Origin of the sequence: Jannaschia seosinensis (assembly GCF_001408515.1) — a bacterium.
In the GTDB taxonomy this organism is placed as follows: Bacteria; Pseudomonadota; Alphaproteobacteria; order Rhodobacterales; family Rhodobacteraceae; genus Jannaschia; species Jannaschia seosinensis.
This window is the reverse complement of the sequence record NZ_CYPR01000161.1, coordinates 1-23,012: the sequence shown is the minus strand read 5'-3', so window position 1 is coordinate 23,012 and position 23,012 is coordinate 1. Positions and strand designations below refer to the sequence as shown.

Below are 23,012 nucleotides of genomic sequence, written 5' to 3'. Positions count from 1 at the left end.
CCCGATCATTCCGCCGCGACCGCCGCCGGGTTGTTCGGATGTGTCGTCCAGTCTGCGGGCTTCGCCTCCACGACCTTGCCCGTGCGGGGGTCGGTCGTGCCGGGTTCAAGCTCCACCATGTCGATGCAGCCCTCGACCGGGCAGACATCGACGCAGAGATTGCAGGCCACGCATTCCTCGTCGATCACCGTGAAGGTCCGGTCCTCCGACATGCCGATGGCCTGATGCGAGGTGTCCTCGCAGGCGGCGAAGCAGCGTCCGCAGGAGATGCAGAGATCCTGATCGATCCGCGCCTTGGTGACGTAGTTGAGGTTGAGGTGCTTCCAGTCAGTGACGTTCGGCACGGCCCGGCCGACGAGGTCGTCCATGGTCATGCCCTTCTCGTCCAGATAGCGCGACAGGCCGGCGGTCATCTCCTTGATGATCCCGAAGCCGTAGGTCATCGCCGCCGTGCAGACCTGTACCGATCCCGCGCCAAGGGCCATGAACTCCGCCGCGTCGCGCCAGGTGGTGACGCCGCCGATACCGCTGATCGGCAGGCCGCGCGTCTCGGGATCGCGGGCGATCTCGGACACCATTGACAGGGCGATCGGCTTGACAGCCGGGCCGCAATAGCCGCCATGGCTGCCCTTGCCGTCGATGGTGGGCTCGGGCGCGAAGAGGTCGAGATCGACATTGGTGATCGAGTTGATCGTGTTGATGAGCGACACCGCATCCGCCCCGCCGCGGCGCGCGGCCTGTGCGGGCTTACGGATGTCGGTGATGTTGGGGGTCAGCTTCACGATGACGGGCATGCGGGTATATTGCTTGCACCACCGGGCGACCATTTCGATGTATTCCGGCACCTGACCGACGGCGGAGCCCATGCCGCGCTCCGACATGCCGTGCGGGCAGCCGAAGTTCAGCTCGATCCCATCGGCGCCGGTATCCTCCACGCGGGGCAGGATGGCGCGCCAGGCCTCCTCCTCGCAGGGAACCATGATCGAGGCGATCAACGCGCGATCGGGATAGTCGCGCTTCACCACCTTCATCTCGCGCAGGTTCACCTCCAGCGGGCGGTCGGTGATCAATTCGATGTTGTTGAGGCCGAGGAGCCGCCGGTCCGCACCGTAGATCGCGCCGTAGCGCGGGCCGTTCACGTTGACGACGGGCGGGCCCTCGGCGCCCAGCGTCTTCCACACGACGCCTCCCCAGCCCGCGTCGAAGGCGCGGCGGACGTTGTATTCCTTGTCCGTCGGCGGCGCGGAGGCGAGCCAGAACGGGTTCGGGGACTTGATGCCTACGAAGTTGGTCGTGAGGTCGGCCATGGGATGTCTCCTCGGCTAGGGATCAGCTCGGCTTCGGTTGATGTTCAGGGCAGAAGAACGACGTGCGGCCGCCGATCTTCCGGGACGTGATTGTGCCGTCGCAGCGGGTGCAGGCCGCGCCCGCCTCGCGATGATGGATGAGCCATGCAACGGGCAGGGCGGCGTAATCGGCGTCGGCGTCGCATACGGCCGACAGGATGCGGCGGGCCGTCCGGTAAAGGGCGCGAATGTCATCCGCGCTCAAATCGCACACCTTCGCGGCAGGATGGATGCCAACCTGATAGAGCGTCTCGTCGGCCCAGAGGTTGCCCATGCCCGCAAGGCGCGCCTGATCGGTCAGCGCCGACTTCACCGCGCCGTGCCCCGATCCGAGACGGTCGGCGAACGTCTCCGCATCGACCTCCAGGACGTCGGGGCCAAGTTCGTGGGATGCGATTTCCGCGTCGGGATCGTCGATCACCTTGACCCAGCCGAACTTGCGCGGGTCGCGGAAGGCCATGCGTCTGTCCCCCTCGAAAGTCACGATCAGGCGCGCGTAATCCGGGGTTCCGTCGTCCGCATCGTAGACACGGACCGATCCGGCCATACCCATATGGAGCGCCACCCAAGGCCCGGAGGCGGAGCCCGCGAACAGGAGCTTTCCATGCCGCCGCGCCTTGGTGAACTGGTGCCCGTCGAGCCGGGCGCGGTCCTTTGGCCCCGGCAGATCGACATGGCTGGTGTCGTCGCCGCGTTCCACGGCGGCGATGGTACGATGACACGCGCCCTGTTCGATCCGGCGGCGGTACGCTTCGACTTCGGGCAATTCCGGCATCGGACCCCCTCAGATGCCGCGCCGCGGCGGATCACGCCGCGTCGCGCTGCATTCTAAGGGCGCGCCCGAAGTCACGCGACCAGTGTCGCCGGGTCGAAGCCCGCGCTTTCCAGCCGCGCCCGTGCCGCATCGCAGGTGGGCGCATCGAAATCGTCGGGGTGGCGCAGGATGATCGCTTCGCCGGTCATTTCCGGCAGGTCGCGGGCCATGAGCGTCTCGAAGCCCTGCGTCTCCTCCGTCGCACTGGCGAAATCGGCCAAGGCCCGGACTTCGCCGACCCGCGCGATCTTCTGGCGAATACGCGTCAGACGGACGGCCTTCCCGCGCTCTTCCCGCAAAAGCTGCTCGAAGGCGTGGATCGTCTGCCAGAATTCGTGCGCGACACTCCCCGGATCGCCCGGTGTCTGGATCAGCGCCAGCCGCCGGAATGCCGCGTTCCGGACCGGCATCACACCCATCCGTTCGGCATTCGCCATCAGGTTCCGAAGCTTGTCCGGGTCGTCCATCGCCTCGATGCGGGCGAGCGCGGCGGCATCGCGGGCCGCGATCTCCTTCTCGGTCGAAGCGGCACGGACGGGTTTGGCGGGAGTTTTGGATTTTTTCATATCTGACCTTGGGTCAGACTCGCATGAATGTCCATTGCGGCATCGCGTCCTTCCGCCACGGCGGTCACGGTCAGATCCTCGCCCCCCGCCGCGCAATCGCCCCCCGCCCAGACACCGGAGAGCGACGTGCGGCCGGAACCGGTGACGGAAATCTTGCCATGCTCGACCTCCAGCCCCTCGACGGCGACGAGTTTCTGACCGATCGCGCGGAAAAGCTGATCGGCGGGCAGGCGGAACGTTTCGCCGGTGGGGGACATGTCCGGGCCGACATAGGCCAGCTCGACCTCGCGCAGCCGGTCGCCGCCATGCAGCGCATGCGGCACCACGCTGAAGAGGAGGCGGACGCCGTGGGAGGCGGCCAGATCCTGCTCGAACCGGCTGGCGGGCATCTTCTCGCGGTCGCGCCGGTAGGCGATCGTCACGCTCTCGGCACCGAGCAGCTTGGATTGCACGGCGGCATCGACGGCCGTCATGCCGCCACCGATCACCACGACGTGCCGCCCGATGGGAAGCTGCGTCAGGTCGGCGTGCTGCCGCAGGGCGGCGATGAAATCGACGGCGTTGTCGGTGCCGGCCAGACTCTCGCCCTCCATCCCCAGCTTGCCCACGCCGCCGAGGCCGATACCGAGGAACACCGCGTCGTGATCGGCGCGCAGCCCCTCCAGCGTCAGGCCGTCGCCGATGGCGCGCCCGGTCTCGACCGTGATGCCGCCGATCTTCAAGAGCCAATCCACCTCGGCCTGCGCGAACCCGCCCGGGGTCTTGTATTGGGCGATGCCGTATTCGTTCAGACCGCCGGGCTTCGGCCGGGCGTCGTAGATGGTGACGTCGTGTCCCTGCATGGCCAGCCGGTGCGCACAGGCCAGTCCCGCCGGGCCCGCGCCGACGACCGCGACGTGCTTTCCGGTCGGGGCGGCGCGTGAGTAGGGATGTTCGCCCGCCGCCATCATGCTGTCGGTGGCATAGCGTTGAAGGCTGCCGATCTGGACGGGCTTGCCTTCGGCCTTCTCACGGACGCAGGCCTCCTCGCACAGCGTCTCGGTCGGGCAGACGCGGGCGCACATGCCGCCCAGGATGTTCTGGTCAAAGATCGTCTTCGCGGCGCTCTCCGGCTGGCCCGCCTGAATCTGGCGAATGAAGAGCGGGATATCGATGTCGGTCGGGCAGGCGGTGATGCAGGGCGCGTCGTGGCAGAAGTAGCAGCGGTCGGCCGCAACCGTCGCCTCGTGGCGGTCGAGGGCGGGATGCAGGTCGCCGAAGTTCCGTGCCAGATCCTCCGGACCCAGGCGCCCGGCTCGGATCCCGTCAAGTCGCATCGCGTCGGTCATGTCGTTCTCCGGCTCATATTTGGCCTCGACAGAGTGCCACGAGTTGATTTTTTATCAACTGGTAAAATTTGTGCAGGATGAGAACATGCCGAAAGCCTACTGGATCGCCCATGTCACCGTGACCGACCCCGACCCCTACGCGCTCTATGCCAAGGGCGCGACGGAGGCGTTCGAGAAGCACGGCGCGCGGGTTCTGGCCCGCGGCGGAGAAGTCGTCGGACTGGAGGGGGAGAGCCGCCCGCGCAATGTCATCATCGAGTTCGACAGCATGGAAGCCGCCCGTGCCTGCTATGACAGTGCGGAGTATCAGGCGGCGCGCGAACACCGGATCGGTGCGGGGGATGCGCAGATCATGTTGCTTGAAGGGGTGTGACCGCCGCGCCTAGAAGCGCGCATGGACCATGAAGAAAATCGACCGAGCCTGATCCAGCTTGCCCGCGGAAACGGGGCAGAGGTGCAGGCCGAACCGCTGGACCTCGGCGTGCGGGTGCGTGGCTTGCGCAAGGCACAGGGTTGGACGCTGGAGGAGGCGGCGCGGCGCGCGGGTCTCGCCCGGTCCACCCTGTCCAAGATCGAGAACGGCCAGATGTCGCCGACATTCGACGCGCTGCGCAAACTGGCGACGGGGCTGGAAATCGGGGTGCCGCAGCTTTTCACGCCGCCCAAGTCGCCGCAGGTCACGGGCCGGCGCGACGTGACGCGTGCGGGCGAGGGGCAGCAGCAGGTCACCACAACTTACGAGCACGAATTGCTGGCCGGTGCGTTGTCGAAAAAGGCGATGCTGCCGTACCGCGCGCGCATCCGGGCACGCAGTTTCGACGAGTTCGACGGTTGGGTGCGCCACGACGGAGAGGAGTTCCTGCTGGTCCTGACGGGTACGATTCGGCTGTTTACGGAGTTCTACGAACCCATCGAGATGCGCCGGGGCGACAGCGCCTATTACGACGCGTCGATGGGGCACAACGTCGTCAGCACCTCGCCCGAGGACGCGACGATCCTGTGGGTTACGAGCCTGGCCTGACGGTCACGCCGGGGATGCGGGGCAGCAGGCGCGGCACCGTAAGTGGCTCCATGTCGGCACCCTGCACCCGGAGGGTCGGGTGGGCGCGGACCATTGCCGTGAGGGCTGCATGCTGCGCACGCGGAACGGCCTGCTGGACCGGCATGCGGAAGGAAAGCTGCGCCAGGACCTCCTTGTAGATCTGCTCGTAGTACCAGAACTGGTTCGGTGTCAGGAGCGCGGCACGGCCGTCGCCGAAGACCATCCGCACGCGCCCGTCGCCGAGTTCGGTCGTGTCGGGCGCATAGAGCCACGCATAGGCCGGGTCGTACTCGAACCCGAGAACCCCGTCGGCCGAAGCCGGCGAGGCGAGCGTCAGCGCGACGGCCGCGAGGAGCGCCTTCATCGGTTCCGCCCGACGGGGTTTTCGTCGTTGTGATCGTCGCCGAAGCGATTGTCGTCGGCCAGCGGATCCTCGCCCGCCGGGACGTATTGGCCGCTGTCCTGCGCGGCGGCGTTGTCATGGGTCGGATCAGCATAGGCGTCGGCCGGCATCGGCCCTTCGAGAAACTCGTGCAGGCGTTCCTGTGCTTCGGCGGGGTCAATCTCCTGCCGCTCGGCGATCCGTCTGGCCAGTTCTGCGGTCGATCCGTCGGCATCGGCCAGATCGCCGTCGGTCAGTTCGGGATAGCGGCTGAGGATCGCGTCGCGGAAGGGAACCCAATCTTCCTGAAAGTTCTGGCGGCTCATCGAAGTCTCCTCGTGGTCGTTTGCGGTGAGGCTAGGGAGGCAACCCGTCGCTTGGGGCGCGGTTCCGGTTCAAGCGAACATCTGCGGCAGATCCACGCTCGATTCCCGGCCGATCCGATCGAAGTCACGGTCGAGAAAGGCCTTCGCCGCGGCGTGGCCGGCCGCGCGCAACTGGTGGATCACGATTGGGTTGGGCACCGTCTTGGTCGCCACCGAAAGCTGCCGCATCAGCACGTCGTCGGAGATCATGTGAATAAGGACCGCCTTCATCGCGCCCTTCGGCACCTTGCCCGTGTGCACGAGGCGCTGGACGAACTCGATCGCGCGCAATTCCCGCAAGAGCGAGGTGTTGAAGCTGATCTCGTTGATGCGGTTCTGGATGTCGCGCGCCGTCACCGGCAGTTCGGGGCGTTCGAGCGGGTTGATGTTCACGATCAGGATATCGTCCGGCAATGCCGCGTCGAACAGCGGAAAGAGCGCCGGATTGCCGGTATAGCCGCCGTCCCAGTAATGCTCCCCGTCGATTTCGACCGCCGGGAATACCGTAGGTAGACAAGCGGATGCGAGGATTGCGTCGGTCGTGATCTCCTCGCGGGTGAACAGCTTGATCCGGCCCGTCCGGACATTGGTCGCGCTTATATGAAAGGCGGGTCCGACCTCCGAGCAGATGGCGTCGAAATCCATGCCCGCGACGACCTTGCGGAACGCTTCTTCCATGATGCTTCCGGTCACGTAGGGCGAGACAGACCGCGAAAACATGTCCGCCGCCTGATAGCCCGGCGACAATTCGACCGCATGGCTGATCGCCAGTGGCGAGATGGCGTTGAGCCAGCCGGAAAGCTCCGACTCGGTCCGGGCCCCGATGGCGGTCCAGACATCCTCCAAGGCCTCGCGCGCGAGGTCGGCGGAGCCGCGCGCCAGCCCCGATTTCACCGCGGCACCGTTGAGCGCGCCGGCCGACGTTCCCGAAATGCCCGCGATCTCGATCCGGGGATCGGCCAGAAGCGCGTCGAGCGCTCCCCAGGTGAAGGCGCCGTGGGCGCCGCCGCCCTGCAACGCGAGGTTCAGGCGCTTGCGCTCAGCCATCACGCCACCTCGCCAACAGGTCCGCCACCGGGATCCCGTCGATCGTCATCCCGTCGATCTCGGAATCCACGATCTCCACGCCCGTCAGGTTGACGTCCCGAAGCGCGGCCCCGGTCAGGTTCACGTCGCGAAACGTCGCACGAGCAAGGCGGCAATCGGAAAAGGCGATGCCTTCGGCGTTGACGTCCTCGATCCGCGCGGCGGTCAGGATGCTGTCCTCGACCACGGCGTCGCGCAGCGAGACCCGCGTGAAGGTGGAGCCGTCGAGAAACCGATCCGCGACCTCCAGCTTTTCGGGCGCGGGGCTGTCCTGCGGCGCGTCGGATTGATCGAACAGGTCGCTCATAGCGCGGTCCAGCCGCCATCGACGCTGATGGTCGTGCCGGTGATCTGGGCCGCATGGTCGGAGCACAGAAACAGCGCCGTCCCGCCAAGCTGATCGGTCGTCGCGAACTCCTTGGAGGGCTGCCGCTGGAGCAGAACGTCGCGGACCGCCGTCTCGCGGTCCATGTCGTATTTGCGCATCGTGTCGGGGATCTGGCTCTCGACCAGCGGGGTCATGACATAGCCGGGGCAGATGGCGTTGGCGGTGATCGGCTCCTCCGCCGTCTCAAGGGCGACGACCTTGGTCATCCCGACGACGCCGTGCTTGGCGGCGACATAGGCGGATTTGTAGGGCGAGGCCGTCAAGCCGTGGGCCGAAGCGATGTTGATGACGCGGCCCCAGCCTGCCGCCCGCATCATCGGCAGGGCCACGGCCGTGGTGTGAAAGGCCGAAGACATGTTGATCGCGATGATCGCGTTCCACTTGTCGGTCGGAAACTCGTCGATGGCGGCGACGTGCTGGATGCCCGCATTGTTGACGAGCACGTCGCAGGATCCCGCCTCGGAGACGAGCCGCCGGGCCGCTTCACCGTCGGACAGATCCGCGGCGATGTAGCGGACCTCCGTGCCGTGCTCGCGGGCAAGTTCCTCCGCGAGGGCATGATCTTCCTTCCGGTCGGTATAGGAGTTCAGCACGACCTTCATTCCGGCCGCCGCGAAACTGCGCGCGATCCCCAGGCCGATGCCCGAGTTCGACCCGGTGACGACGGCGGTCTTTCCCGCAACGGACATGTGCGATGCTCCTCTGATTTCGTGGTCGAGGCGAAGCATAGATGCCGCGGATGCGAAGGAAAGGGGCGTGTTGATCGGCGGATATCCGCGCGTCGGGCGGAATACCGCATGTTCCGGGTGCATCGAAATCGGCATGCGCACCATGCGGAGGATCGCGCACCGCCTGTAAATGCTGCGCTGCCGGTGAAGCTTCGAGGCGATTGAAAGCGGTCGCGAAGGGGCGGTTTTCCGGAAACACCTTGTTTACAACGAAAAAAAACGCCGGCGCAAGGCCGGCGTCCAGTCAATGAGGCAGGTTTCATACAGGCAAGAAACCTATCGAGCAGTGAGGTGGTTATAACCTCCCCCTTCACGGAGTCCAAGCATTTCTTTACGAATTGGGCCCGAGATGCCGAGGATAAACGGTAAAGTGAACAGGATCTTAGGGCAGGGCAGACAATGAGAACTCATCGTTTTCGTAACCTTTCGGGTCGGCGCGCGGCGATGGCCGCCGTTTTGGCCGCGTCGGGAATCATCGCCGGGGCGGCCGGCGCGGACAATCACGGGATCGCCCTGTACGGGGATCCCGCGCTTCCGCCCGGTTATTTCCACCTGCCGCAGGCCAATCCGGACGCGCCCAAGGGCGGTACTTTCGTGGACGGCCAAGTGGGCAGTTTCGACAGTCTCAATCCACATATCCTGCAGGGGAACGTGCCGTGGCAGTTGCGGTTCCTCGCCTATGAAAGCCTCATGGGCCGCTCCTGGGACGAGCCCTTCACGCTCTACAACCTGCTGGCCGACAGCGTGGAGGTGAACGACGACGAGACCGCGATCACTTACACGATCCATCCGGACGCGCGGTTTTCGGACGGCACGCCCGTCACGGTCGAGGATGTCATCTGGTCGTGGAACATCCTCGGCCAGGAGGGTGCGAATGGCCGCTACCGCGCATCCTTCGCCAAGGTCACTTCGGTCGAGCCGGTGGGCGAGCGCGGCGTGCGCTTCACTATTGCCGAGCCCGACCGGGAATTGCTGATGACGACGGGCCTGCGCCCGATCATGAAAAAGGCGCAATATGCCGAGGACGAGGCTGCGTTCTTCCGCTCCGGCCTGCGCAACGTCCCGATCTCCAGCGCGCCCTACGTCATTGGCGATTTCGATGCCGGCCGTTACGTCGAGCTGATGCGCGACGAGGATTACTGGGGCGCGGATCTGCCGTTCCGACGGGGCACGCACAATGTCGACGTGATCCGGATGGAGTTCTTCGGCGATGCCACCGCCCACTTCGAGGCGTTCAAGGCCGGCGAGTTGAGCAGCATGCGTGAAACCAACGCGACCTCCTGGGCGCGGGACTACGACTTTCCCGCTGTCCGCGCGGGCGATGTCGTCCTGTCGGAGATTCCGCACCAGCGGCCGACCGGGATGGTCGGGCTGGTGATGAACACGCGCCGCGATTTCCTCAAGGACTGGCGGGTGCGCGAGGCGCTGATCACCGCGTTCAACTACGAATACGTCAACAACGTCATCAATGATGGCGCGCAGCCGCGCATCGAGTCCTACTTCGACAACTCGCCGCTCGCGATGAGTGCCGGGCCGGCCGAGGGGCGGGTTGCGGAGCTTCTGGCCGCGGCGCCGGGTGAACGCCTGCCGGGTACATTGGAGGGGTACGAGCTGCCTGCGACGGACGGGACGCTGTCGAATCGGCGCGGCCTCCGCACGGCGATGCGTTTGCTGGACGAGGCGGGCTACGATGTCGAGAACGGAGCCTTGGTCGGGCCGAACGGGCCGGTCTCGCTCGAGATCCTCGTGCCCACCGGATCGTCGGAGGTGCAGTCGATCGTGGATATCTACCTCGAGGCGCTCGACCGGCTGGGCATCGATGCCCGCGCCGTCGCCGTCGATAGTGCGCAATTCAAGGAGCGCACAAATGCCTACGATTTCGACATGGTCTGGTCCGAATGGGGCCTGTCGCTGAGCCCCGGCAACGAACAATATTCCTACTGGGGCCCGGCGGGCGTCGACACCCCCGGCAGCCGTAACCTGATGGGCGCGGGCGATCCGGCCATTGCCGCCATGATCGAGGCGATGCTGACCTCCGAGACGCAGGAGGATTACGTTGCAGCCGTCAAGGCGCTGGACCGGGTTCTGACCGCGGGGCGCTACGTCGTCCCCGTCTGGCGGAACCTCGTGAGCTGGATCGCGCATGATTCCGATCTGAAATACCCGGCCGACCGCCTGCCGATCTACGGCGACTGGATCGGGTTTCAGCCCGACCTGTGGTGGTTCGAAGGCTAAACGGCCCGCGAAATCGGGCGAAACCCGATTCCCGCCGCGAACGGATCCGGCGCAAGCCGGATCCAAACTCGGGAGTGCACGAACCCCGGCCCGCTCAGGTCCAGTGGGGCAGGTCGCCTCCCGGTAGGACCATCCGCGCCCTCATCAGTTGCTCGTAGGGCAGGGCCTGCGCATCGCAGACACCCCGGACCCATGCATCGTCCATGAGCACGAAGTCGAGGACCGAGCCCAAGAATTCCGGTTGTCCGGCCGCGGCACGGATCGTATCCTGATCCACACCCGAAGCGTTCATGAACGCGTCCAGCAGGTCGTTCTCGGCCAGCCATCCGAGAGCGCCAAGCGCCACGAGCTCGGCCCGGTTGCGATCCATGCAAATGCTCCTTTCGCCGCTTCCCGTCACCCGACGGAAACCATTTATTAACCTTCTGGCTTGATAAAGATTTTATTCGAACTGTTAAACATGTGAGAACCCCGTCCATGTCTGGCCGCATCCTCATTGTCGATGACGTCGCCACGAACCGCATCGTGATGAAGGTCAAGCTGGCCGCCGCACGGTACGACGTTGTTCCCGCCTGCAGTGGCGCCGAAGCGATCGAGGTCGCATCGCGGGGCGGGATCGATCTTGTGATCATGGACATGATGATGCCGGGGATGACGGGGGCCGAAGCGTGCCGCCGTCTTCGTGCCGCGCCGGATACGGCGACGATCCCGGTGATCCTCGTGACGGCGTCCGAAGACATGCAGGCCCGGATGGACGGCCTCTCGGCCGGGGCCGACGACTTCCTTGCCAAGCCGGTGGACGAAGTGGCGCTTCTGGCGCGCGTCCGCTCGCTCCTGCGCAGCCGGGAGGAGGAGCGGGATTTTCACGCACGCGGCGGCGAGATGCTGGTCTTCGCGGCGGGGCCTTCGACTCAGCCCTTCGGATACGACACCAATGCCGGCTTCTCCGAAGCGGGGGGGCAGGCGGCCTATGATGCCCGTCCGACGGCCGTCGATGGCCGCGTCGCGATCATTGCCGGACCCGAAGCGCGGTGGCCGGCGGCGCAGCGCGAGCGGCTCGCCCCGCTGTTTCGGGGCGGGATCTCGACGATGGACCGGGGCCGTGCACTGGCGCTTTCCGACGCCGACGTCCCGGATTTATTCCTGATCGATGCGGATCTTGGTGCCCGCAATGATGGGCTGCGTCTGATGTCGGAACTGCGGTCCCGCTCGGCCACGCGTCATGCCGCCTTCATCATCCTTCTGAGCGAGGGCGACAGCGAGCGGGCGGCCACCGCGCTCGATCTGGGGGCGGCCGATGTCGGTTACCACCCGATGCAGGTCGACGAGATGGCGATGCGCATCCGCACGCAACTTTCCCGCAAGCGCCGGGCCGACAAGATGCGCTCGACGCTCGATACCGGCCTGAAACTCGCCGTGATCGACCCGCTCACGGGGCTGCACAATCGCCGCTATGGCCTGCACCACCTGTCGCAGGTCGCGATCCGGTGCAGGATGCAGGGCATCCGTGCAGGCGTCGTCCTGCTCGACATCGACCACTTCAAGCATGTCAACGACACGCACGGCCACCCGGCGGGCGATCAGGTCCTGGCGCGGATCGCCCAGATCCTCAAGGACAGCCTGCGCTCCGAGGATCTGGTCGCGCGTCTCGGCGGAGAGGAATTCCTTGCCATCCTGCCGGACGCCGATCTCGACCAGGTGCGCCTCGTGGCGGAGCGTCTGCGTCAGACCGTCGAGGCGGCGGCGATCCCGCTGGCGGGGACGGCGCCGGTTTCCGTGACGGTGTCGATCGGCGTGGGGATGCTCAATTCCGGCGACAGCGACGGGTCGGACACGCTGGCTCGCGTGGACCGCGCGCTCTATGCGGCGAAGCATGCGGGCCGCAACCGTGTCAACGTCGCGGGCGAGGCGGCTCTCTAGGCTCCGCGTCTTCATCGGGCCTCGGCGGAATCGGCACCGCCAAGAGCCGGCGGTCAACACGTCGCGCACCAACCCCCTTTGCCAACACGCCCCGAAAGCCTAAATAAAGTGCACGGAAGGAGCGTTCATGTCCGACATCCGAACAGAGGCGGGCCCGCTTGGGGCCGAATCCGAAGAGCGACTGATGAAGCAGTCGATCTGGCGCGGCTGGCGGCGGCGCTGTCCGAATTGCGGCGAGGGCAGGTTGCTGCACAGCTACCTCAAGGTGAACGACCGCTGCGAAAATTGCGGAGAGGTGCTGCATCACCACCGTGCCGATGACGGGCCGCCCTACCTGACGCTGCTGATCGTCGGGCATATAATTGGTCCGGCGATGCTCTATTACTTCGTCGCCTATGAGCCCGAGCCGCTGGAATTCATGGCCATCTTCATGACGATGTCCGTCGTGATGTCGCTCTGGTTCCTGCCGCGCCTCAAGGGCGTGATCGTCGGGGTGCAGTGGGCGGCGCGAATGCACGGCTTCGGGCATGAAGGGCGCGACGTGGCTGGCCCCGATTATATCGACCACGGCCATCGCGACGATGCCGCCTGATCTCGTCGTGACGCCGATCCGCGACGCGGCGACGATCATATTGTTGCGCAACGGGGTCGAGGGACCGCGCGTCCTGATGGGGCAGCGTGGGGCCAAGGCGGTCTTCATGCCATCGAAATACGTGTTTCCCGGCGGCGCGGTGGACGTGGCCGACGGCGATGTTCCCATGGCGAGCCCGCTTGACGCTGCTCTGCATGCTGGTCTCACGGCCCGCTCTGTTTCCAATCCACAGGCCATCGCCGCAGCCGCAATCCGTGAACTGGCCGAGGAGACCGGGCAGGTGATCGGGGCGCCGGGCGCGGGCTGCGACTGGCCGGGCTTCGAGGGGCTGATCCCCGATCCGCAACCGCTGCGCTTCGTCTTCCGCGCCGTGACCCCGCCGGGACCGCCGCGCCGATTCGATGCACGCTTCTTCCTTGCCAATGCCGATGCGGTCTGCACGGACCCGGACGATTTTTCGGCCGCCGAGGATGAGCTCGGTCACCTGCACTGGGTTCCGCTGGCCGAGGCGCGGCAACTCGACATGCCGTTCATCACCGAGATCGTTCTGGCCGAGATCACCGCGCTCATCGAAGACGGAAGCACCGCCGGGGTGCCGTTTCTCGACAATTCCGCCGAAAGGTCGGCGATACACCGCCTCTAGCCGCGCAGGATCACCAGAACCGCGACGCTCGCCCCGATCAGGGCGATCCCCGCCCATTCGCGCGGACTCTGCCGTTCCCCGAGGATCAGCCACGAGATCAGGATCGAGAAGATCAGTTCGACCTGTCCGACCGCGTTCACGTACGCCGCGTTCTGCAGCGTGTAGGCCGTGAACCAGCCGAGCGATCCCAGAAGCGACGTCGCCCCCACGGCCAGTGTCACCCGCCACCGCGCGAAGACGGCCAAGAGGCCCGCCGGGTCCCGCAGGCCGAGCCAGATGCCAAGCACTGCCGTCTGGACCAGCGTGACGAGCCCCAGCGTCACCGCCGCGCGCAAGAGCGGCGCGTCGCTCGCCACCGCCAGCGAGGCGCCGCGGTAGCCGACCGCCGAGACCGCGAAGAACGCCGCCGCCCCAAGGCCCAAAGCCGCCGCCCGGTTGAACACCTGCCAGCCGCCCGCCGCCGGTACCGACAGGATCAGCACGCCCCCCATGCCGACGGCCATCGCCGCGAGCGCGGGGCGCGTCACCGTTTCGCCCAGAACCACGAACCCCGTCAGGACCGTCAGCAGCACCGTCACCTTGGAGAAGGCGATGCCCACGGCAAAGCTGCGATGCGCGAACAGGGCCACGATGCAGATCGTCGCGAGGATCTGCGACATCGCCCCCGACAGCGCGAAGGGCCAGAAGCCGGACCGGATCTCGGGCAGCACACCGCCGCTCCAGAGCCAGAGCCCCAGGCCTGCGGCGATCGCGGGCGGAGCATAAACGAACCGCGCGAACGTGGCCGCTGTCGGCGACAGCCCCCCCACGGCGAGCCGCTTCTGAAGCAAGAACCGCAGCGCCTGAATCGTGGCCGCGAAGAGGGTTGCGAGGATCCAGAGCGACATCCCGGCATAGAGCATGCCCGCGCGACCTGCCGCCAGCGGTTTCGTCGCCGGCTGGCCGGGTGAACGGACCGAGGCGTCCCTTCCGCAAGACCGGGACCGCGACCACGCCCGATGCTTCCCACGATCCCCAGGCGGGCGCCGATCCGCACCCCTTGACGAGCCTGTCCCGCAGAGTCCTTCGATGTTAAACGAATTCGAAAGACGGGCAGGAGGGGCCAGACGATGAACGACCACACGAGCGACGACGCGCAGGCCGCGCAGCGCCAGGCCGCCCTCGATTACCACCGGCTGCCCCGGCCCGGTAAGCTCGAGATCCGCGCGACCAAGCCCCTCGCCAACGGCCGCGACCTCGCGCTCGCCTATTCGCCCGGCGTCGCCGAGGCCTCGCTAGCCATCCATGCGGACCAAGCGCGCGCCCGCGACTACACCGCGCGCGGCAACCTCGTGGGGGTCGTCTCGAACGGATCGGCGGTTCTGGGGCTGGGAAATATCGGCGCGCTCGCCTCAAAGCCGGTGATGGAGGGCAAGGCCGTCCTGTTCAAGACCTTCGCCGGCATCGACTGCTTTGACATCGAACTGGACGAGAGCGACCCCGAGCGTCTGGCCGACATCGTCTGCGCACTGGAGCCGACCTTCGGCGCGATCAATCTCGAGGACATCAAATCCCCCGACTGCTTCATCGTCGAGAAGCTCTGCCGCGAGCGCATGAACATCCCCGTCTTTCACGACGATCAACACGGCACCGCCATCGTCGTGGGCGCCGCCGCGCTCAACGCCCTGCGCCTCACGGGGCGGAAATGGCGCGACATCAAGGTCGTCTCCACCGGCGGCGGCGCGGCCGGGATCGCCTGCCTCAACATGCTCGTGACGCTCGGCGTGCGGCGTGAAAATGTGTTCCTGTGCGATCTGGCGGGCCTCGTCCACGAGGGGCGGACCGAGGACATGACCCCGCAAAAGGCCGAATTCGCCCAACCCGGCGGGCCGCGCTCTCTGGACGACGTGATCGACGGAGCGGACATGTTCCTGGGCCTGTCGGGGCCGGGCGTCCTGAAGCCCGAAATGGTCGCGCGCATGGCATCGCGGCCGATCATCTTCGCACTGGCCAATCCCAACCCCGAAATCTCCTACGACGTCGCCCGCGCCGCGGCCTCCGATGCGATCATCGCGACGGGCCGGTCGGATTATCCCAATCAGGTCAACAACGTCCTGTGCTTTCCCTTCATCTTCCGCGGCGCGCTCGATGTCGGCGCGACCGAGATCAACGAGGCGATGAAGGTCGGCTGCGTCGAGGGGATCGCCGCTCTGGCCCGCGCGACCACCTCGGCCGAGGCCGCCGCCGCCTATCAGGGCGAGCAGCTCACCTTCGGTCCCGATTACCTGATCCCCAAACCCTTCGATCCGCGCCTGATGGGGGTCGTCGCCAGCAGCGTGGCAAAAGCCGCGATGGAATCCGGTGTGGCCAGCCGCCCGATCGAGGATATCGAGGCCTACAAGAAGGGTCTCGACGCCTCGGTCTTCCGCTCCTCGCTCATCATGCGGCCGGTTTTCTCCGCCGCCTCGCAGGCGCAGCGCCGGATCGTCTTTGCCGAGGGCGAGGACGAGCGGGTGCTGCGGGCCGCCCAAGCCATCGTGGAGGAGACGACCGACACGCCCATCGTCATCGGCCGCCCCGACGTCATCGCCACCCGCATCGCCCGCGCCGGCCTGACGATGGAGCCGGGCCGCGATTTGGAGATCGTGAACCCCCAGAACGACCCCCGCTACCGGGATTACTGGGAGACCTACCACGACATCATGGCCCGGCGCGGCGTCGGACCCGATCTGGCCCGCGCGGTGATGCGCACGAATACCACCGCGATCGGCGCCGTGATGGTGCATCGCAACGAAGCCGACAGCCTCATCTGCGGCACGTTCGGCCAATTCCTGTGGCACCTTCGCTATGTGACCGAGGTGCTGGGCCAGGACGGGTTGCACCCGGTCGGGGCAATGTCGCTGATGATCCTCGAAGAGGGGCCGCTCTTCATCGCCGACACCCATGTCCATGCACAGCCGACGCCCGATCAGGTGGCCGAGACAGTCCTCGCCTGCGCCCGCCACGTCCGCCGCTTCGGGGTGGAGCCGAAGGTCGCGCTCTGCTCCGGCAGCCAGTTCGGCAATCTCGACAGCCATTCCGGGCGCACCATGCGCGCCGCGCTCGCCGCGCTCGATGCGATGGCGCTTGATTTCCAGTACGAGGGCGAGATGAACGCGGATGCGGCGCTCGACGCCGATCTGCGCGCGCGGTTCCTGCCTCGGGGGCGCATGGAGGGGCCGGCCAACGTCCTCGTCTTCGCCGGCACCGACGCGGCGGGGGCCACGCGCAACATCCTAAAGGCGCGCGCGGGCGGGCTGGAGGTTGGGCCGATCCTGATGGGAATGGGCAACAAGGCCCACATTGTCACACCGTCGATCACGGCGCGGGGCCTTCTGAACATCTCCGCCCTCGCCGGAACGCCGGTGGCGCATTACGGGTAAGGGCGCGCAAAGGCCCTCCGCCCTCCGACGGGCCGGATGCGTATCCGGCCCCGAAGCATTCTGCGCCGTGGCGGCGGGTCAGCCCTTGTGAACCTCGCTCGACAGCTTCAGGACCCCGCTGCCATCCTCCTGCTCGATATAGAGTGCGGGATCGTCGTCCGAGCCGTTGCGCGTGATTTCGCTGCCGTCGATCTTGCGCGTGATCTTGCTGGAATAGACCTTCTGCACCTTGCCGGTGGCCGTGCCGTTGCCCCAGCTCCAGCTCACCTTGTCGCCCTCACTATACGTTGCCATGAGCCTTCTCCCTTGCCGCTGCGGGAAAACCCTGATGGGCGAGGGCTGGTTCCGGACCCTCCGCCTCAATGCCCGAAACGCGGCCAAGGCGGCATGAAGTCACCACGGCTTCCTGATATCCGCGCCGGAACTGAATGAACCAAAGGACGGGTGACATGAAACTTCCGATACGCCAGGTCGACGCCTTCTCCCGCGGGGTGTTCACCGGCAATCCGGCCGCGGTGGTCCGTCTCGACGAATGGCTGCCGGACGCGACGCTCCTCGCCATCGCGGCCGAAAACAATCTGGCGGAGACGGCGTTCCTGCGCGGCACGGGCGGCGTCCTTGAGCTGCGCTGGTTCACGCCGACGATCGAGGTTGCGCTGTGCGGTCACGCGACGCTCGCATCGGGATGCGTGGTGCTGGACGATCACCCGGAGCTGGACGAGGTGGCTTTCGAGACGCGCAAATCCGGCCGCCTCACCGTCACCCGCGCCGGCGATACGCTGACGCTGCGTCTGCCCCGGCTCGACCCGGTCGCGGTCGAAATGCCGGAGGGCTTGGCCGACGCGCTTGGCGCGACGCCGGATGCGGTGCTGCGGGCACATTACACGGCCGACGAGTGGGACGATTTCGCCGTGTTCGAGCAGGAGGCCGACATCGCCGCGCTGGCCCCGGACATGCGCGCGCTTGCGCGTCTGGGCGGGGATCGGGCGTCGCGCGGGGTGATCTGCACGGCCCCGGCCGCGGAGGAGGGTGATTTCGTCTCGCGCTACTTCGCGCCCGCCGCCGGGATCGACGAGGATCCGTTCACCGGTTCGGCGCATTGCGTGCTGACGCCGTACTGGGCGGAACGGCTGGGGGAAAAGGTGCTGGAGGCGCGGCAGATCTCGGCGCGCGTCGGCTGGGCGACCTGCACGCTGGAGGAGGAGGCGGTTACGCTGACCGGACGGGCGGCGACCTATCTTCGCGGGGAAATCGAGATCGGCGACCATGCCGCCTCCGCAAACGTCTGAAGCATCCGAACCAAACTGACAAAAAAGGGGCCGCGATCGGCCCCTTTCCGTAAGGATTTCGCGGCGGTTCAGCCGTCGGGCATCAGCACCGTGTCGATCACATGGATCACGCCGTTCGACGCTTCGATGTCGGCGGTGGTCACGCTCGCGCCGTTGACGGTCACGCCGCCTTCGGTGCTGATCGTCAGCGTTCCGCCATTGGCGGCCTCGACTTCCATTCCGTCGGCCAGGTCGCCCGACATCACGGAGCCCGGCACCACGTGGTAGAGCAGGATGTTCGACAGCTGCTCCTGGTTCTCTTCCATCAAAAGCGTGTCGACGGTGCCCTCGGGCAGTTCGGCGAACGCCTCGTCGGTCGGGGCGAAGACGGTGTAGGGACCTTCGCCCGTCAGCGTCTCGACAAGGCCCGCGGCCTCGGCGGCGGCGAGCAGCGTCGAGAAGTTGCCCGCATCCTGCGCGGTCTCGACGATGTTGGACATGTGGGCGGCAGCAAAGGCGGAGCCGGCGAAAGCGGTGGTCGCGGCAAGGGCCATGAAGGTTCTGCGGATCATCGGAGTTCTCCCATTAATTCGGTCTGGACGGCGATGTCGCCATCCTCGCTGAAAGTTAGGGGTGCGCGGGGAGAAGGGAATGCGAGGAAACCCGCCGTCCGCGACATCACGCCGCTTGATCCAGTTTTAACCCGCGCCAAGCCGGAGCGTCGTGCGGCGTCCATTCACGAAGACTTGATCTTGCGTGAGCGGTTATCGCCTCGCCAAGACAGGGCGGCGGCTCCGGCCGGGGCGGCCCCGGAGAGGGGCCAACCATCGCGACCCCTGAAAAACAGTCCTGCCGAAACAATGCCTTGCGCCAATTACCCATGGGTAATTTCCCGGATCGGGCGCCAAGGCGGGCAGGTCAGCCGAGGATCACGCCCGTCACCACGAGCATCAGCCCGATGGCCGACACGGCGAGCGCCCCGAGATTCCACGCCACGAGACCGCGCAGGCGCGCCTCCATCGCTTCACCCTCGAGCCCCTCGCGCCGCGCGCCGGCGGCCACGAAGATGCACCAGACGAGTCCGCCGAGACCCGCAAGGCACAAGATCGCGCCGATCCAGATCAGTGCCGCCATGTCGCCTGCCTCCTGCGTTGCATCGCGCCGGACCCGACGCTACGCGAGGGGCCATAGCAAGAAAAACGGATGGAGGGACAGATGGCAGATCTTCACGTGGTCGAGGGCGACGGCCCGGCCGACACCTATCGCGTCACCGCAGACGAACTGCGCCAGTTCATCGAGCGGATCGAGCGGCTGGAGCAGGAGAAGAAGGACATCGCCGAGCAGGTGAAGGAAGTCTTCGCCGAAGCCAATGGCCGGGGCTACGACACCAAGGTCATGCGCAAGGTCGTCGCGTTGCGCAAGCGGGAGCCGGATGACGTGGCCGAGGAAGAGGCCGTGCTGGAGATGTACAAGGAAGCGCTCGGCATGAGCTGAGGCCGGAACCGCGTCTTTGCCGGGCCGGAGCGGTCAGGGCGCCAAAAACGAGATGTCGCCGCGCGTCGTGAGCCGGGCGACATCTGCCTCGTAATTCTCCGAAAGCCCCGCGATCACCTCCGCGCCCCAGCCGGGCTGGTCGATCTCGGGTGCGATCTCGGCCGAATCGGCATGTTCGGCGAGGAAATCGCTGACGATCCGGCGGCGCGCGATCGGGCGCTTGGGCGGGTTGACGCGCAGGTGGTCCCGCAGCTGGGTCAGGCCCTCCGGCGTCATGATCCGTTCGAGGATCGCGAACTCCCCCTCCAGACGCTCCGGCCCGCGCAGCGGCAGGCCGGCCGTCGCCCGCAGCAATTCCGGCCAGATCAGGGGCAGGTCCTCGTTGCACCAAAGCGTCAGCGGCACGTCGGGGCAAGTCTCGCGGATCGCGCCGACGGTATCCGACCAAGCCAGCGCCGACAGGTCGAGTCCGGCGATGAACGTGACGAAATCCTCCTCCGAAGACGCCTCGAACACAGCGGGGATCAGCGTCGCCGGATTGCGGATGCCCATCAGGAACGATACCTCGTGGCCGGGAAACAGGTCGCGCAGCCGGGCACAGCGCACGGCCGCTTCGGGATATATCGTGGCCTGCGAGAACGCGGTCCGGCGCGCTGCGAGAAAACCCTCATAGCTCAGGATCAGGCGTCGCCCTTCCACGCCCTCCAGAAGCTCCGCGACAAGCGAATTCGACGCACCCGGCAACAGATCGTCTCCGTCCTCCTGCAATGCATGGCGCAGCGCGGGACGGAAGCGGCGCGGCGCGGGGATCGTGAAGCCCGCCTCCCGCCTGAGGAACTCGTCGCGGTGGAGCGTCTGGACGATCAGGTCCTCGTCGGTGCAATGCGCGCCCAGATGTATGGCGATCTCCAAAGCGCAGCCCCCGCATCCTTGATGACCGGCGACAGATAGACGGGGCCCGCTGGACAGGCAAACGGCAATCCTCTAGCGCCCGGGGCATGTCCTACGCTTCCGCTCAGGCACCGCGCGTGCGGCAGGCACGTCTGCGCCCCGACCTCTGGTCGGTCGGCGCCGTAATCATCGCGGTGCTGGTTCTGGTGCCGATCGTCGCGGTGTTCTGGATGGCCGCCTTTCCGACCGAGAACATCTGGCCGCATCTGTGGTCGACGGTCCTGCCGCGCTACCTGCGCACGACGGTTATCCTGATGGCGGGCGTGGGCGTGGTGACGGCCTTCGTCGGCGCGGGAACAGCCTGGATTGTCGCGATGCACGACTTTCCGGGGCGGCGATGGCTGGCTTCGGCGCTGCTGATGCCTTTGGCGATCCCGGCCTATGTCGGGGCTTATGCACTGGTGGATTTCCTCGACTATGCGGGGCCGGTTCAGACTGCGATGCGGGCGGCCTTCGGCTGGCGCAACGCGGCCGATTACTGGTTTCCCGATATCCGCTCGCTACCCGCAGCGATCGCGGTGCTGGGGCTGACGCTCTATCCTTACGTCTATCTTCTGTCGCGCGCGGCGTTTTCGGAGCAATCGGGCGCGGGCTACGAGGTGGCGCGCGCGCTGGGCGCGGGGCCGTGGCGGCGGTTTCTGCGCGTGGGGCTGCCGCTAGCGCGTCCGGCCATCGCGGCAGGCTGTGCCGTCGCGATGATGGAGAGCGTCAACGATTTCGGCACGGTCGATTACTTCGGGGTGCAGACACTGACCACGGGTATCTTCTCGGTCTGGCTATCGGGAGGAAATGCGGGCGGCGCGGCGCAGATCGCCTGCGTGATCCTCGTGCTGATCGCCGCGCTGATCTGGCTGGAGCGGCGGTCGCGCGCCCGGCGGCGGTTTTGGCAGGCGGCCCGGGCGCAACGCCCCGTCACCCGCACGCGCCTGACGGGCGGCGCGGCCTGGGCGGCGGTCGCGGCCTGTGCGGTGCCGCCGCTTCTGGGCTTCGTCTTCCCCGCCAGCGTCATGCTGTGGCATTCGGTGACGGCATCGGACAGCTGGCTGGCGCCGGGACTGGCGCGGGCGATCTGGAACACGGTGGCCGTCGCGGGGGCGGCGGCGCTGCTGACCGTGGGCCTTGCGCTTTTCATGACCTACGGTGTGCGGCTGGCGGGCCGGACCCTGCCGCGCATGCTGCTGCCGGTGACGACGGTGGGATATGCCGCGCCGGGCGCGGTCTTGGGGCTCGGCGTGCTGATCCCGCTGGCGGCGCTGGACAATCGGGTGGCGGATGGAATTCTGGCCGTGACGGGCTGGGATCCGGGCCTGATCCTTACCGGCTCGATGGCCGCGCTTGTCTATGCCTATGTCGTGCGGTTCTACGCGATCGGGCAGGGGGCCGCCGACGCGGCGCTGGGGCGTATTCCGCCCGCCCTTCCGCTGGCGGCGCGCTCGCTGGGGCGAGGACCGGGAGGGACGCTGCTGGCGGTGCATCTGCCGTTGATGCGCAGCTCCGTGGCGATGGCGCTGCTGCTGGTCTTTGTCGATGCGATGAAGGAGCTTCCGGCAACGCTCCTGCTGCGGCCCTTCGGTTTCAATACGCTGGCTACCCGCGTCTACGATCAGGCCTCGCTCGAGCGTTTGTCGGAGGCGGCCCCCGCCGCGCTCGTCATCGCCGGCGTCGGCCTTGCATCCGTCCTCTTGCTCGCGCGGGCAGACACGGCTAGGTGATCACCCGTGCCCCTATAGCTCAGCTGGTAGAGCGGCTGATTTGTAATCAGTAGGTCGGGAGTTCGAGTCTCTCTGGGGGCACCATTCCCAACAGGTAACCTCCTGTCTCCCTTCAGTTTTGCTAATGAGAGCTGGAGCCGTAGACCATGCTGGAGACTAAGCCTGCCCCTTTCACATTTGTGAAACAGGGAATCTTTTACTTCTCACGTCGGGTCCCGAGCGATCTGTCCCAACATTACAACGTAAGCCGGATCAAGTATTCGCTCCGCACGAGGTCGGCTGCAGTAGCCACCTCAAGGGCACAACGTGCTGCCCAGAAACTCGACGAACATTGGTATCACATGCGGATCCGAGACGCTGATCTGCCGGGAAGGCATCTTCTCCGCATGGCTGGGCAACCCGCTACTGGCTGGGTGAGAACGGCGGTGCAAAAGTCTGCCACGGTAGCGGCGGGATGAGCCTGCTGCGGGCGGCGTAAAAGTCGTCCACCTTTACCCTCTCTGGCGGCAGGGAGGGCGGGAGGATTTTCACCGTGGACTTGTATCGTAAGGTGCGATTGGCCTGTGCGGAGGGCATGAGCCAGCGGGCGGCGGCGCATCACTTCGGGATTTCGCGCGACAGCGTTCAGAAGATGTTGGCGTTCTCGATTCCTCCAGGATACCGGCGAACGGCGCCCGTGAAGCGGCCGAAGCTGGACGGGTTCACCGGGATCATCGACGGCTGGCTGGATGGCGATCGCGAGGTCCATCGC

26 protein-coding genes, 1 tRNA gene and 1 pseudogene are annotated in these 23,012 nt (G+C 66.6%); 13 read left to right on the top strand and 15 right to left on the bottom strand.

Features of this window, described 5'->3' with window-relative positions:
- Positions 1–5: 5 nt before the first annotated feature.
- The 4 genes from preA to JSE7799_RS12230 all read right to left on the bottom strand — a co-directional run bounded on the left by preA (position 6) and on the right by JSE7799_RS12230 (position 4,054).
- Positions 6–1,307, bottom strand: a complete 1,302-nt coding sequence (preA, locus tag JSE7799_RS12245; RefSeq protein WP_055663869.1) for an NAD-dependent dihydropyrimidine dehydrogenase subunit PreA — start codon at positions 1,305–1,307, stop codon at positions 6–8.
- Between the two features lie 22 nt (positions 1,308–1,329).
- Positions 1,330–2,121: an Fpg/Nei family DNA glycosylase gene (locus tag JSE7799_RS12240; protein ID WP_055663868.1), complete on the bottom strand. Its 792-nt coding sequence runs from the start codon at positions 2,119–2,121 to the stop codon at positions 1,330–1,332.
- A 71-nt stretch (positions 2,122–2,192) separates the two neighbouring features.
- On the bottom strand, positions 2,193–2,726 hold the full coding sequence (locus JSE7799_RS12235) for a hypothetical protein (protein WP_055663867.1): 534 nt from the start codon (positions 2,724–2,726) through the stop codon (positions 2,193–2,195).
- Positions 2,723–4,054 (bottom strand): NAD(P)-dependent oxidoreductase, encoded by a 1,332-nt coding sequence (locus tag JSE7799_RS12230; protein ID WP_055663866.1) that lies wholly within the window; start codon positions 4,052–4,054, stop codon positions 2,723–2,725. Before JSE7799_RS12230 ends, JSE7799_RS12235 begins: the two co-directional genes overlap by 4 nt.
- Positions 4,055–4,139: 85 nt before the next feature.
- On the opposite strand from JSE7799_RS12230, the gene JSE7799_RS12225 reads away from it, so the two are divergent.
- Both JSE7799_RS12225 and JSE7799_RS12220 read left to right on the top strand, forming a co-directional pair.
- Complete coding sequence (locus tag JSE7799_RS12225; RefSeq protein WP_055663865.1) at positions 4,140–4,427, top strand: DUF1330 domain-containing protein; 288 nt, start codon at positions 4,140–4,142, stop codon at positions 4,425–4,427.
- A 21-nt stretch (positions 4,428–4,448) separates the two neighbouring features.
- A complete protein-coding gene (locus tag JSE7799_RS12220) occupies positions 4,449–5,075 on the top strand; it encodes a helix-turn-helix domain-containing protein (protein ID WP_055663864.1) in 627 nt (208 codons plus the stop codon).
- On the opposite strand, the gene JSE7799_RS12215 is transcribed toward JSE7799_RS12220, so the two are convergent.
- From JSE7799_RS12215 to JSE7799_RS12195, 5 genes are all read right to left on the bottom strand, one after another.
- Positions 5,059–5,460: a hypothetical protein gene (locus JSE7799_RS12215; RefSeq protein WP_055663863.1), complete on the bottom strand. Its 402-nt coding sequence runs from the start codon at positions 5,458–5,460 to the stop codon at positions 5,059–5,061. The genes JSE7799_RS12220 and JSE7799_RS12215 overlap by 17 nt on opposite strands.
- Positions 5,457–5,804 carry a hypothetical protein gene (locus JSE7799_RS12210; protein ID WP_055663862.1) on the bottom strand — a complete coding sequence of 116 codons (348 nt, stop codon included), beginning with the start codon at positions 5,802–5,804 and terminating at the stop codon, positions 5,457–5,459. The genes JSE7799_RS12215 and JSE7799_RS12210 overlap by 4 nt, the downstream gene beginning before the upstream one ends.
- A gap of 69 nt (positions 5,805–5,873) precedes the next feature.
- A complete protein-coding gene (locus JSE7799_RS12205; RefSeq protein ID WP_055663861.1) occupies positions 5,874–6,890 on the bottom strand; it encodes a patatin-like phospholipase family protein in 1,017 nt (338 codons plus the stop codon).
- On the bottom strand, positions 6,883–7,236 hold the full coding sequence (locus tag JSE7799_RS12200; protein ID WP_055663860.1) for a pentapeptide repeat-containing protein: 354 nt from the start codon (positions 7,234–7,236) through the stop codon (positions 6,883–6,885). The genes JSE7799_RS12205 and JSE7799_RS12200 overlap by 8 nt, the downstream gene beginning before the upstream one ends.
- Positions 7,233–8,006, bottom strand: coding sequence for a 3-hydroxybutyrate dehydrogenase (locus JSE7799_RS12195; RefSeq protein ID WP_055663884.1), 774 nt, complete (start codon positions 8,004–8,006; stop codon positions 7,233–7,235). The genes JSE7799_RS12200 and JSE7799_RS12195 overlap by 4 nt, the downstream gene beginning before the upstream one ends.
- A 483-nt stretch (positions 8,007–8,489) precedes the next feature.
- On the opposite strand from JSE7799_RS12195, the gene JSE7799_RS12190 reads away from it, so the two are divergent.
- On the top strand, positions 8,490–10,280 hold the full coding sequence (locus JSE7799_RS12190; protein WP_245624875.1) for an extracellular solute-binding protein: 1,791 nt from the start codon (positions 8,490–8,492) through the stop codon (positions 10,278–10,280).
- Between the two features lie 94 nt (positions 10,281–10,374).
- On the opposite strand, the gene JSE7799_RS12185 is transcribed toward JSE7799_RS12190, so the two are convergent.
- A complete protein-coding gene (locus JSE7799_RS12185; protein WP_055663858.1) occupies positions 10,375–10,650 on the bottom strand; it encodes a DUF3572 domain-containing protein in 276 nt (91 codons plus the stop codon).
- A 107-nt stretch (positions 10,651–10,757) separates the two neighbouring features.
- Between JSE7799_RS12185 and JSE7799_RS12180 the strand changes: the two genes are divergently transcribed.
- The 3 genes from JSE7799_RS12180 (at position 10,758) to JSE7799_RS12170 (ending at position 13,435) form a co-directional block, all read left to right on the top strand.
- A complete protein-coding gene (locus JSE7799_RS12180) occupies positions 10,758–12,200 on the top strand; it encodes a diguanylate cyclase (protein WP_055663857.1) in 1,443 nt (480 codons plus the stop codon).
- A 127-nt stretch (positions 12,201–12,327) separates the two neighbouring features.
- A complete protein-coding gene (locus tag JSE7799_RS12175; RefSeq protein WP_055663856.1) occupies positions 12,328–12,792 on the top strand; it encodes a DUF983 domain-containing protein in 465 nt (154 codons plus the stop codon).
- A complete protein-coding gene (locus JSE7799_RS12170; RefSeq protein WP_055663855.1) occupies positions 12,782–13,435 on the top strand; it encodes an NUDIX hydrolase in 654 nt (217 codons plus the stop codon). Before JSE7799_RS12175 ends, JSE7799_RS12170 begins: the two co-directional genes overlap by 11 nt.
- Here the strand turns inward: JSE7799_RS12170 and JSE7799_RS12165 are convergent.
- The gene (locus tag JSE7799_RS12165; protein ID WP_245624874.1) at positions 13,432–14,337 is read right to left on the bottom strand and encodes an EamA family transporter; all 906 of its coding nucleotides are present in this window, start codon (positions 14,335–14,337) and stop codon (positions 13,432–13,434) included. The two genes, JSE7799_RS12170 and JSE7799_RS12165, sit on opposite strands and share 4 nt — an antisense overlap.
- 207 nt (positions 14,338–14,544) lie before the next feature.
- Between JSE7799_RS12165 and JSE7799_RS12160 the strand changes: the two genes are divergently transcribed.
- On the top strand, positions 14,545–16,836 hold the full coding sequence (locus JSE7799_RS12160; RefSeq protein ID WP_055663854.1) for an NADP-dependent malic enzyme: 2,292 nt from the start codon (positions 14,545–14,547) through the stop codon (positions 16,834–16,836).
- Between the two features lie 78 nt (positions 16,837–16,914).
- On the opposite strand, the gene JSE7799_RS12155 is transcribed toward JSE7799_RS12160, so the two are convergent.
- On the bottom strand, positions 16,915–17,130 hold the full coding sequence (locus JSE7799_RS12155) for a hypervirulence associated TUDOR domain-containing protein (RefSeq protein WP_055663853.1): 216 nt from the start codon (positions 17,128–17,130) through the stop codon (positions 16,915–16,917).
- 155 nt (positions 17,131–17,285) lie between these two features.
- Here JSE7799_RS12155 and JSE7799_RS12150 point away from each other — a divergent pair, with 155 nt between their 5' ends.
- Complete coding sequence (locus JSE7799_RS12150) at positions 17,286–18,125, top strand: PhzF family phenazine biosynthesis protein (RefSeq protein WP_055663852.1); 840 nt, start codon at positions 17,286–17,288, stop codon at positions 18,123–18,125.
- Between the two features lie 68 nt (positions 18,126–18,193).
- Here the strand turns inward: JSE7799_RS12150 and JSE7799_RS12145 are convergent, their stop codons facing one another.
- Both JSE7799_RS12145 and JSE7799_RS12140 read right to left on the bottom strand, forming a co-directional pair.
- A complete protein-coding gene (locus JSE7799_RS12145) occupies positions 18,194–18,676 on the bottom strand; it encodes a fasciclin domain-containing protein (RefSeq protein ID WP_055663851.1) in 483 nt (160 codons plus the stop codon).
- A 346-nt stretch (positions 18,677–19,022) separates the two neighbouring features.
- Positions 19,023–19,238 (bottom strand): hypothetical protein, encoded by a 216-nt coding sequence (locus tag JSE7799_RS12140; RefSeq protein WP_055663850.1) that lies wholly within the window; start codon positions 19,236–19,238, stop codon positions 19,023–19,025.
- Positions 19,239–19,319: 81 nt separating this feature from the next.
- Between JSE7799_RS12140 and JSE7799_RS12135 the strand changes: the two genes are divergently transcribed.
- The gene (locus JSE7799_RS12135; protein ID WP_055663882.1) at positions 19,320–19,598 is read left to right on the top strand and encodes a DUF2312 domain-containing protein; all 279 of its coding nucleotides are present in this window, start codon (positions 19,320–19,322) and stop codon (positions 19,596–19,598) included.
- A 33-nt stretch (positions 19,599–19,631) separates the two neighbouring features.
- Here the strand turns inward: JSE7799_RS12135 and JSE7799_RS12130 are convergent, their stop codons facing one another.
- Positions 19,632–20,510 (bottom strand): hypothetical protein, encoded by an 879-nt coding sequence (locus JSE7799_RS12130; protein WP_055663849.1) that lies wholly within the window; start codon positions 20,508–20,510, stop codon positions 19,632–19,634.
- A gap of 86 nt (positions 20,511–20,596) precedes the next feature.
- Here JSE7799_RS12130 and JSE7799_RS12125 point away from each other — a divergent pair, with 86 nt between their 5' ends.
- The 4 genes and pseudogenes from JSE7799_RS12125 to JSE7799_RS12115 all read left to right on the top strand — a co-directional run.
- Positions 20,597–22,261, top strand: a complete 1,665-nt coding sequence (locus tag JSE7799_RS12125; protein ID WP_055663848.1) for an ABC transporter permease — start codon at positions 20,597–20,599, stop codon at positions 22,259–22,261.
- Positions 22,262–22,269: 8 nt separating this feature from the next.
- A tRNA-Thr gene (locus JSE7799_RS12120) sits at positions 22,270–22,345 on the top strand.
- A 62-nt stretch (positions 22,346–22,407) separates the two neighbouring features.
- The gene (locus tag JSE7799_RS22150; protein ID WP_306455413.1) at positions 22,408–22,719 is read left to right on the top strand and encodes a DUF6538 domain-containing protein; all 312 of its coding nucleotides are present in this window, start codon (positions 22,408–22,410) and stop codon (positions 22,717–22,719) included.
- A 74-nt stretch (positions 22,720–22,793) separates the two neighbouring features.
- A pseudogene (locus JSE7799_RS12115) lies at positions 22,794–23,012 on the top strand (IS21 family transposase); the annotation flags it as partial.

What these genes read in the sequence shown, in the direction of transcription:
- preA (WP_055663869.1), bottom strand. Translation starts at nt 1,307, where the DNA reads ATGGCCGACCTCACGACCAACTTCGTAGGCATCAAGTCCCCGAACCCG.
- JSE7799_RS12240 (WP_055663868.1), bottom strand. Translation starts at nt 2,121, where the DNA reads ATGCCGGAATTGCCCGAAGTCGAAGCGTACCGCCGCCGGATCGAACAG.
- JSE7799_RS12235 (WP_055663867.1), bottom strand. Translation starts at nt 2,726, where the DNA reads ATGAAAAAATCCAAAACTCCCGCCAAACCCGTCCGTGCCGCTTCGACC.
- JSE7799_RS12230 (WP_055663866.1), bottom strand. Translation starts at nt 4,054, where the DNA reads ATGACCGACGCGATGCGACTTGACGGGATCCGAGCCGGGCGCCTGGGT.
- JSE7799_RS12225 (WP_055663865.1), top strand. Translation starts at nt 4,140, where the DNA reads ATGCCGAAAGCCTACTGGATCGCCCATGTCACCGTGACCGACCCCGAC.
- JSE7799_RS12220 (WP_055663864.1), top strand. Translation starts at nt 4,449, where the DNA reads ATGGACCATGAAGAAAATCGACCGAGCCTGATCCAGCTTGCCCGCGGA.
- JSE7799_RS12215 (WP_055663863.1), bottom strand. Translation starts at nt 5,460, where the DNA reads ATGAAGGCGCTCCTCGCGGCCGTCGCGCTGACGCTCGCCTCGCCGGCT.
- JSE7799_RS12210 (WP_055663862.1), bottom strand. Translation starts at nt 5,804, where the DNA reads ATGAGCCGCCAGAACTTTCAGGAAGATTGGGTTCCCTTCCGCGACGCG.
- JSE7799_RS12205 (WP_055663861.1), bottom strand. Translation starts at nt 6,890, where the DNA reads ATGGCTGAGCGCAAGCGCCTGAACCTCGCGTTGCAGGGCGGCGGCGCC.
- JSE7799_RS12200 (WP_055663860.1), bottom strand. Translation starts at nt 7,236, where the DNA reads ATGAGCGACCTGTTCGATCAATCCGACGCGCCGCAGGACAGCCCCGCG.
- JSE7799_RS12195 (WP_055663884.1), bottom strand. Translation starts at nt 8,006, where the DNA reads ATGTCCGTTGCGGGAAAGACCGCCGTCGTCACCGGGTCGAACTCGGGC.
- JSE7799_RS12190 (WP_245624875.1), top strand. Translation starts at nt 8,490, where the DNA reads ATGGCCGCCGTTTTGGCCGCGTCGGGAATCATCGCCGGGGCGGCCGGC.
- JSE7799_RS12185 (WP_055663858.1), bottom strand. Translation starts at nt 10,650, where the DNA reads ATGGATCGCAACCGGGCCGAGCTCGTGGCGCTTGGCGCTCTCGGATGG.
- JSE7799_RS12180 (WP_055663857.1), top strand. Translation starts at nt 10,758, where the DNA reads ATGTCTGGCCGCATCCTCATTGTCGATGACGTCGCCACGAACCGCATC.
- JSE7799_RS12175 (WP_055663856.1), top strand. Translation starts at nt 12,328, where the DNA reads ATGTCCGACATCCGAACAGAGGCGGGCCCGCTTGGGGCCGAATCCGAA.
- JSE7799_RS12170 (WP_055663855.1), top strand. Translation starts at nt 12,782, where the DNA reads ATGCCGCCTGATCTCGTCGTGACGCCGATCCGCGACGCGGCGACGATC.
- JSE7799_RS12165 (WP_245624874.1), bottom strand. Translation starts at nt 14,337, where the DNA reads ATGCTCTATGCCGGGATGTCGCTCTGGATCCTCGCAACCCTCTTCGCG.
- JSE7799_RS12160 (WP_055663854.1), top strand. Translation starts at nt 14,545, where the DNA reads ATGAACGACCACACGAGCGACGACGCGCAGGCCGCGCAGCGCCAGGCC.
- JSE7799_RS12155 (WP_055663853.1), bottom strand. Translation starts at nt 17,130, where the DNA reads ATGGCAACGTATAGTGAGGGCGACAAGGTGAGCTGGAGCTGGGGCAAC.
- JSE7799_RS12150 (WP_055663852.1), top strand. Translation starts at nt 17,286, where the DNA reads ATGAAACTTCCGATACGCCAGGTCGACGCCTTCTCCCGCGGGGTGTTC.
- JSE7799_RS12145 (WP_055663851.1), bottom strand. Translation starts at nt 18,676, where the DNA reads ATGATCCGCAGAACCTTCATGGCCCTTGCCGCGACCACCGCTTTCGCC.
- JSE7799_RS12140 (WP_055663850.1), bottom strand. Translation starts at nt 19,238, where the DNA reads ATGGCGGCACTGATCTGGATCGGCGCGATCTTGTGCCTTGCGGGTCTC.
- JSE7799_RS12135 (WP_055663882.1), top strand. Translation starts at nt 19,320, where the DNA reads ATGGCAGATCTTCACGTGGTCGAGGGCGACGGCCCGGCCGACACCTAT.
- JSE7799_RS12125 (WP_055663848.1), top strand. Translation starts at nt 20,597, where the DNA reads ATGTCCTACGCTTCCGCTCAGGCACCGCGCGTGCGGCAGGCACGTCTG.
- JSE7799_RS22150 (WP_306455413.1), top strand. Translation starts at nt 22,408, where the DNA reads ATGCTGGAGACTAAGCCTGCCCCTTTCACATTTGTGAAACAGGGAATC.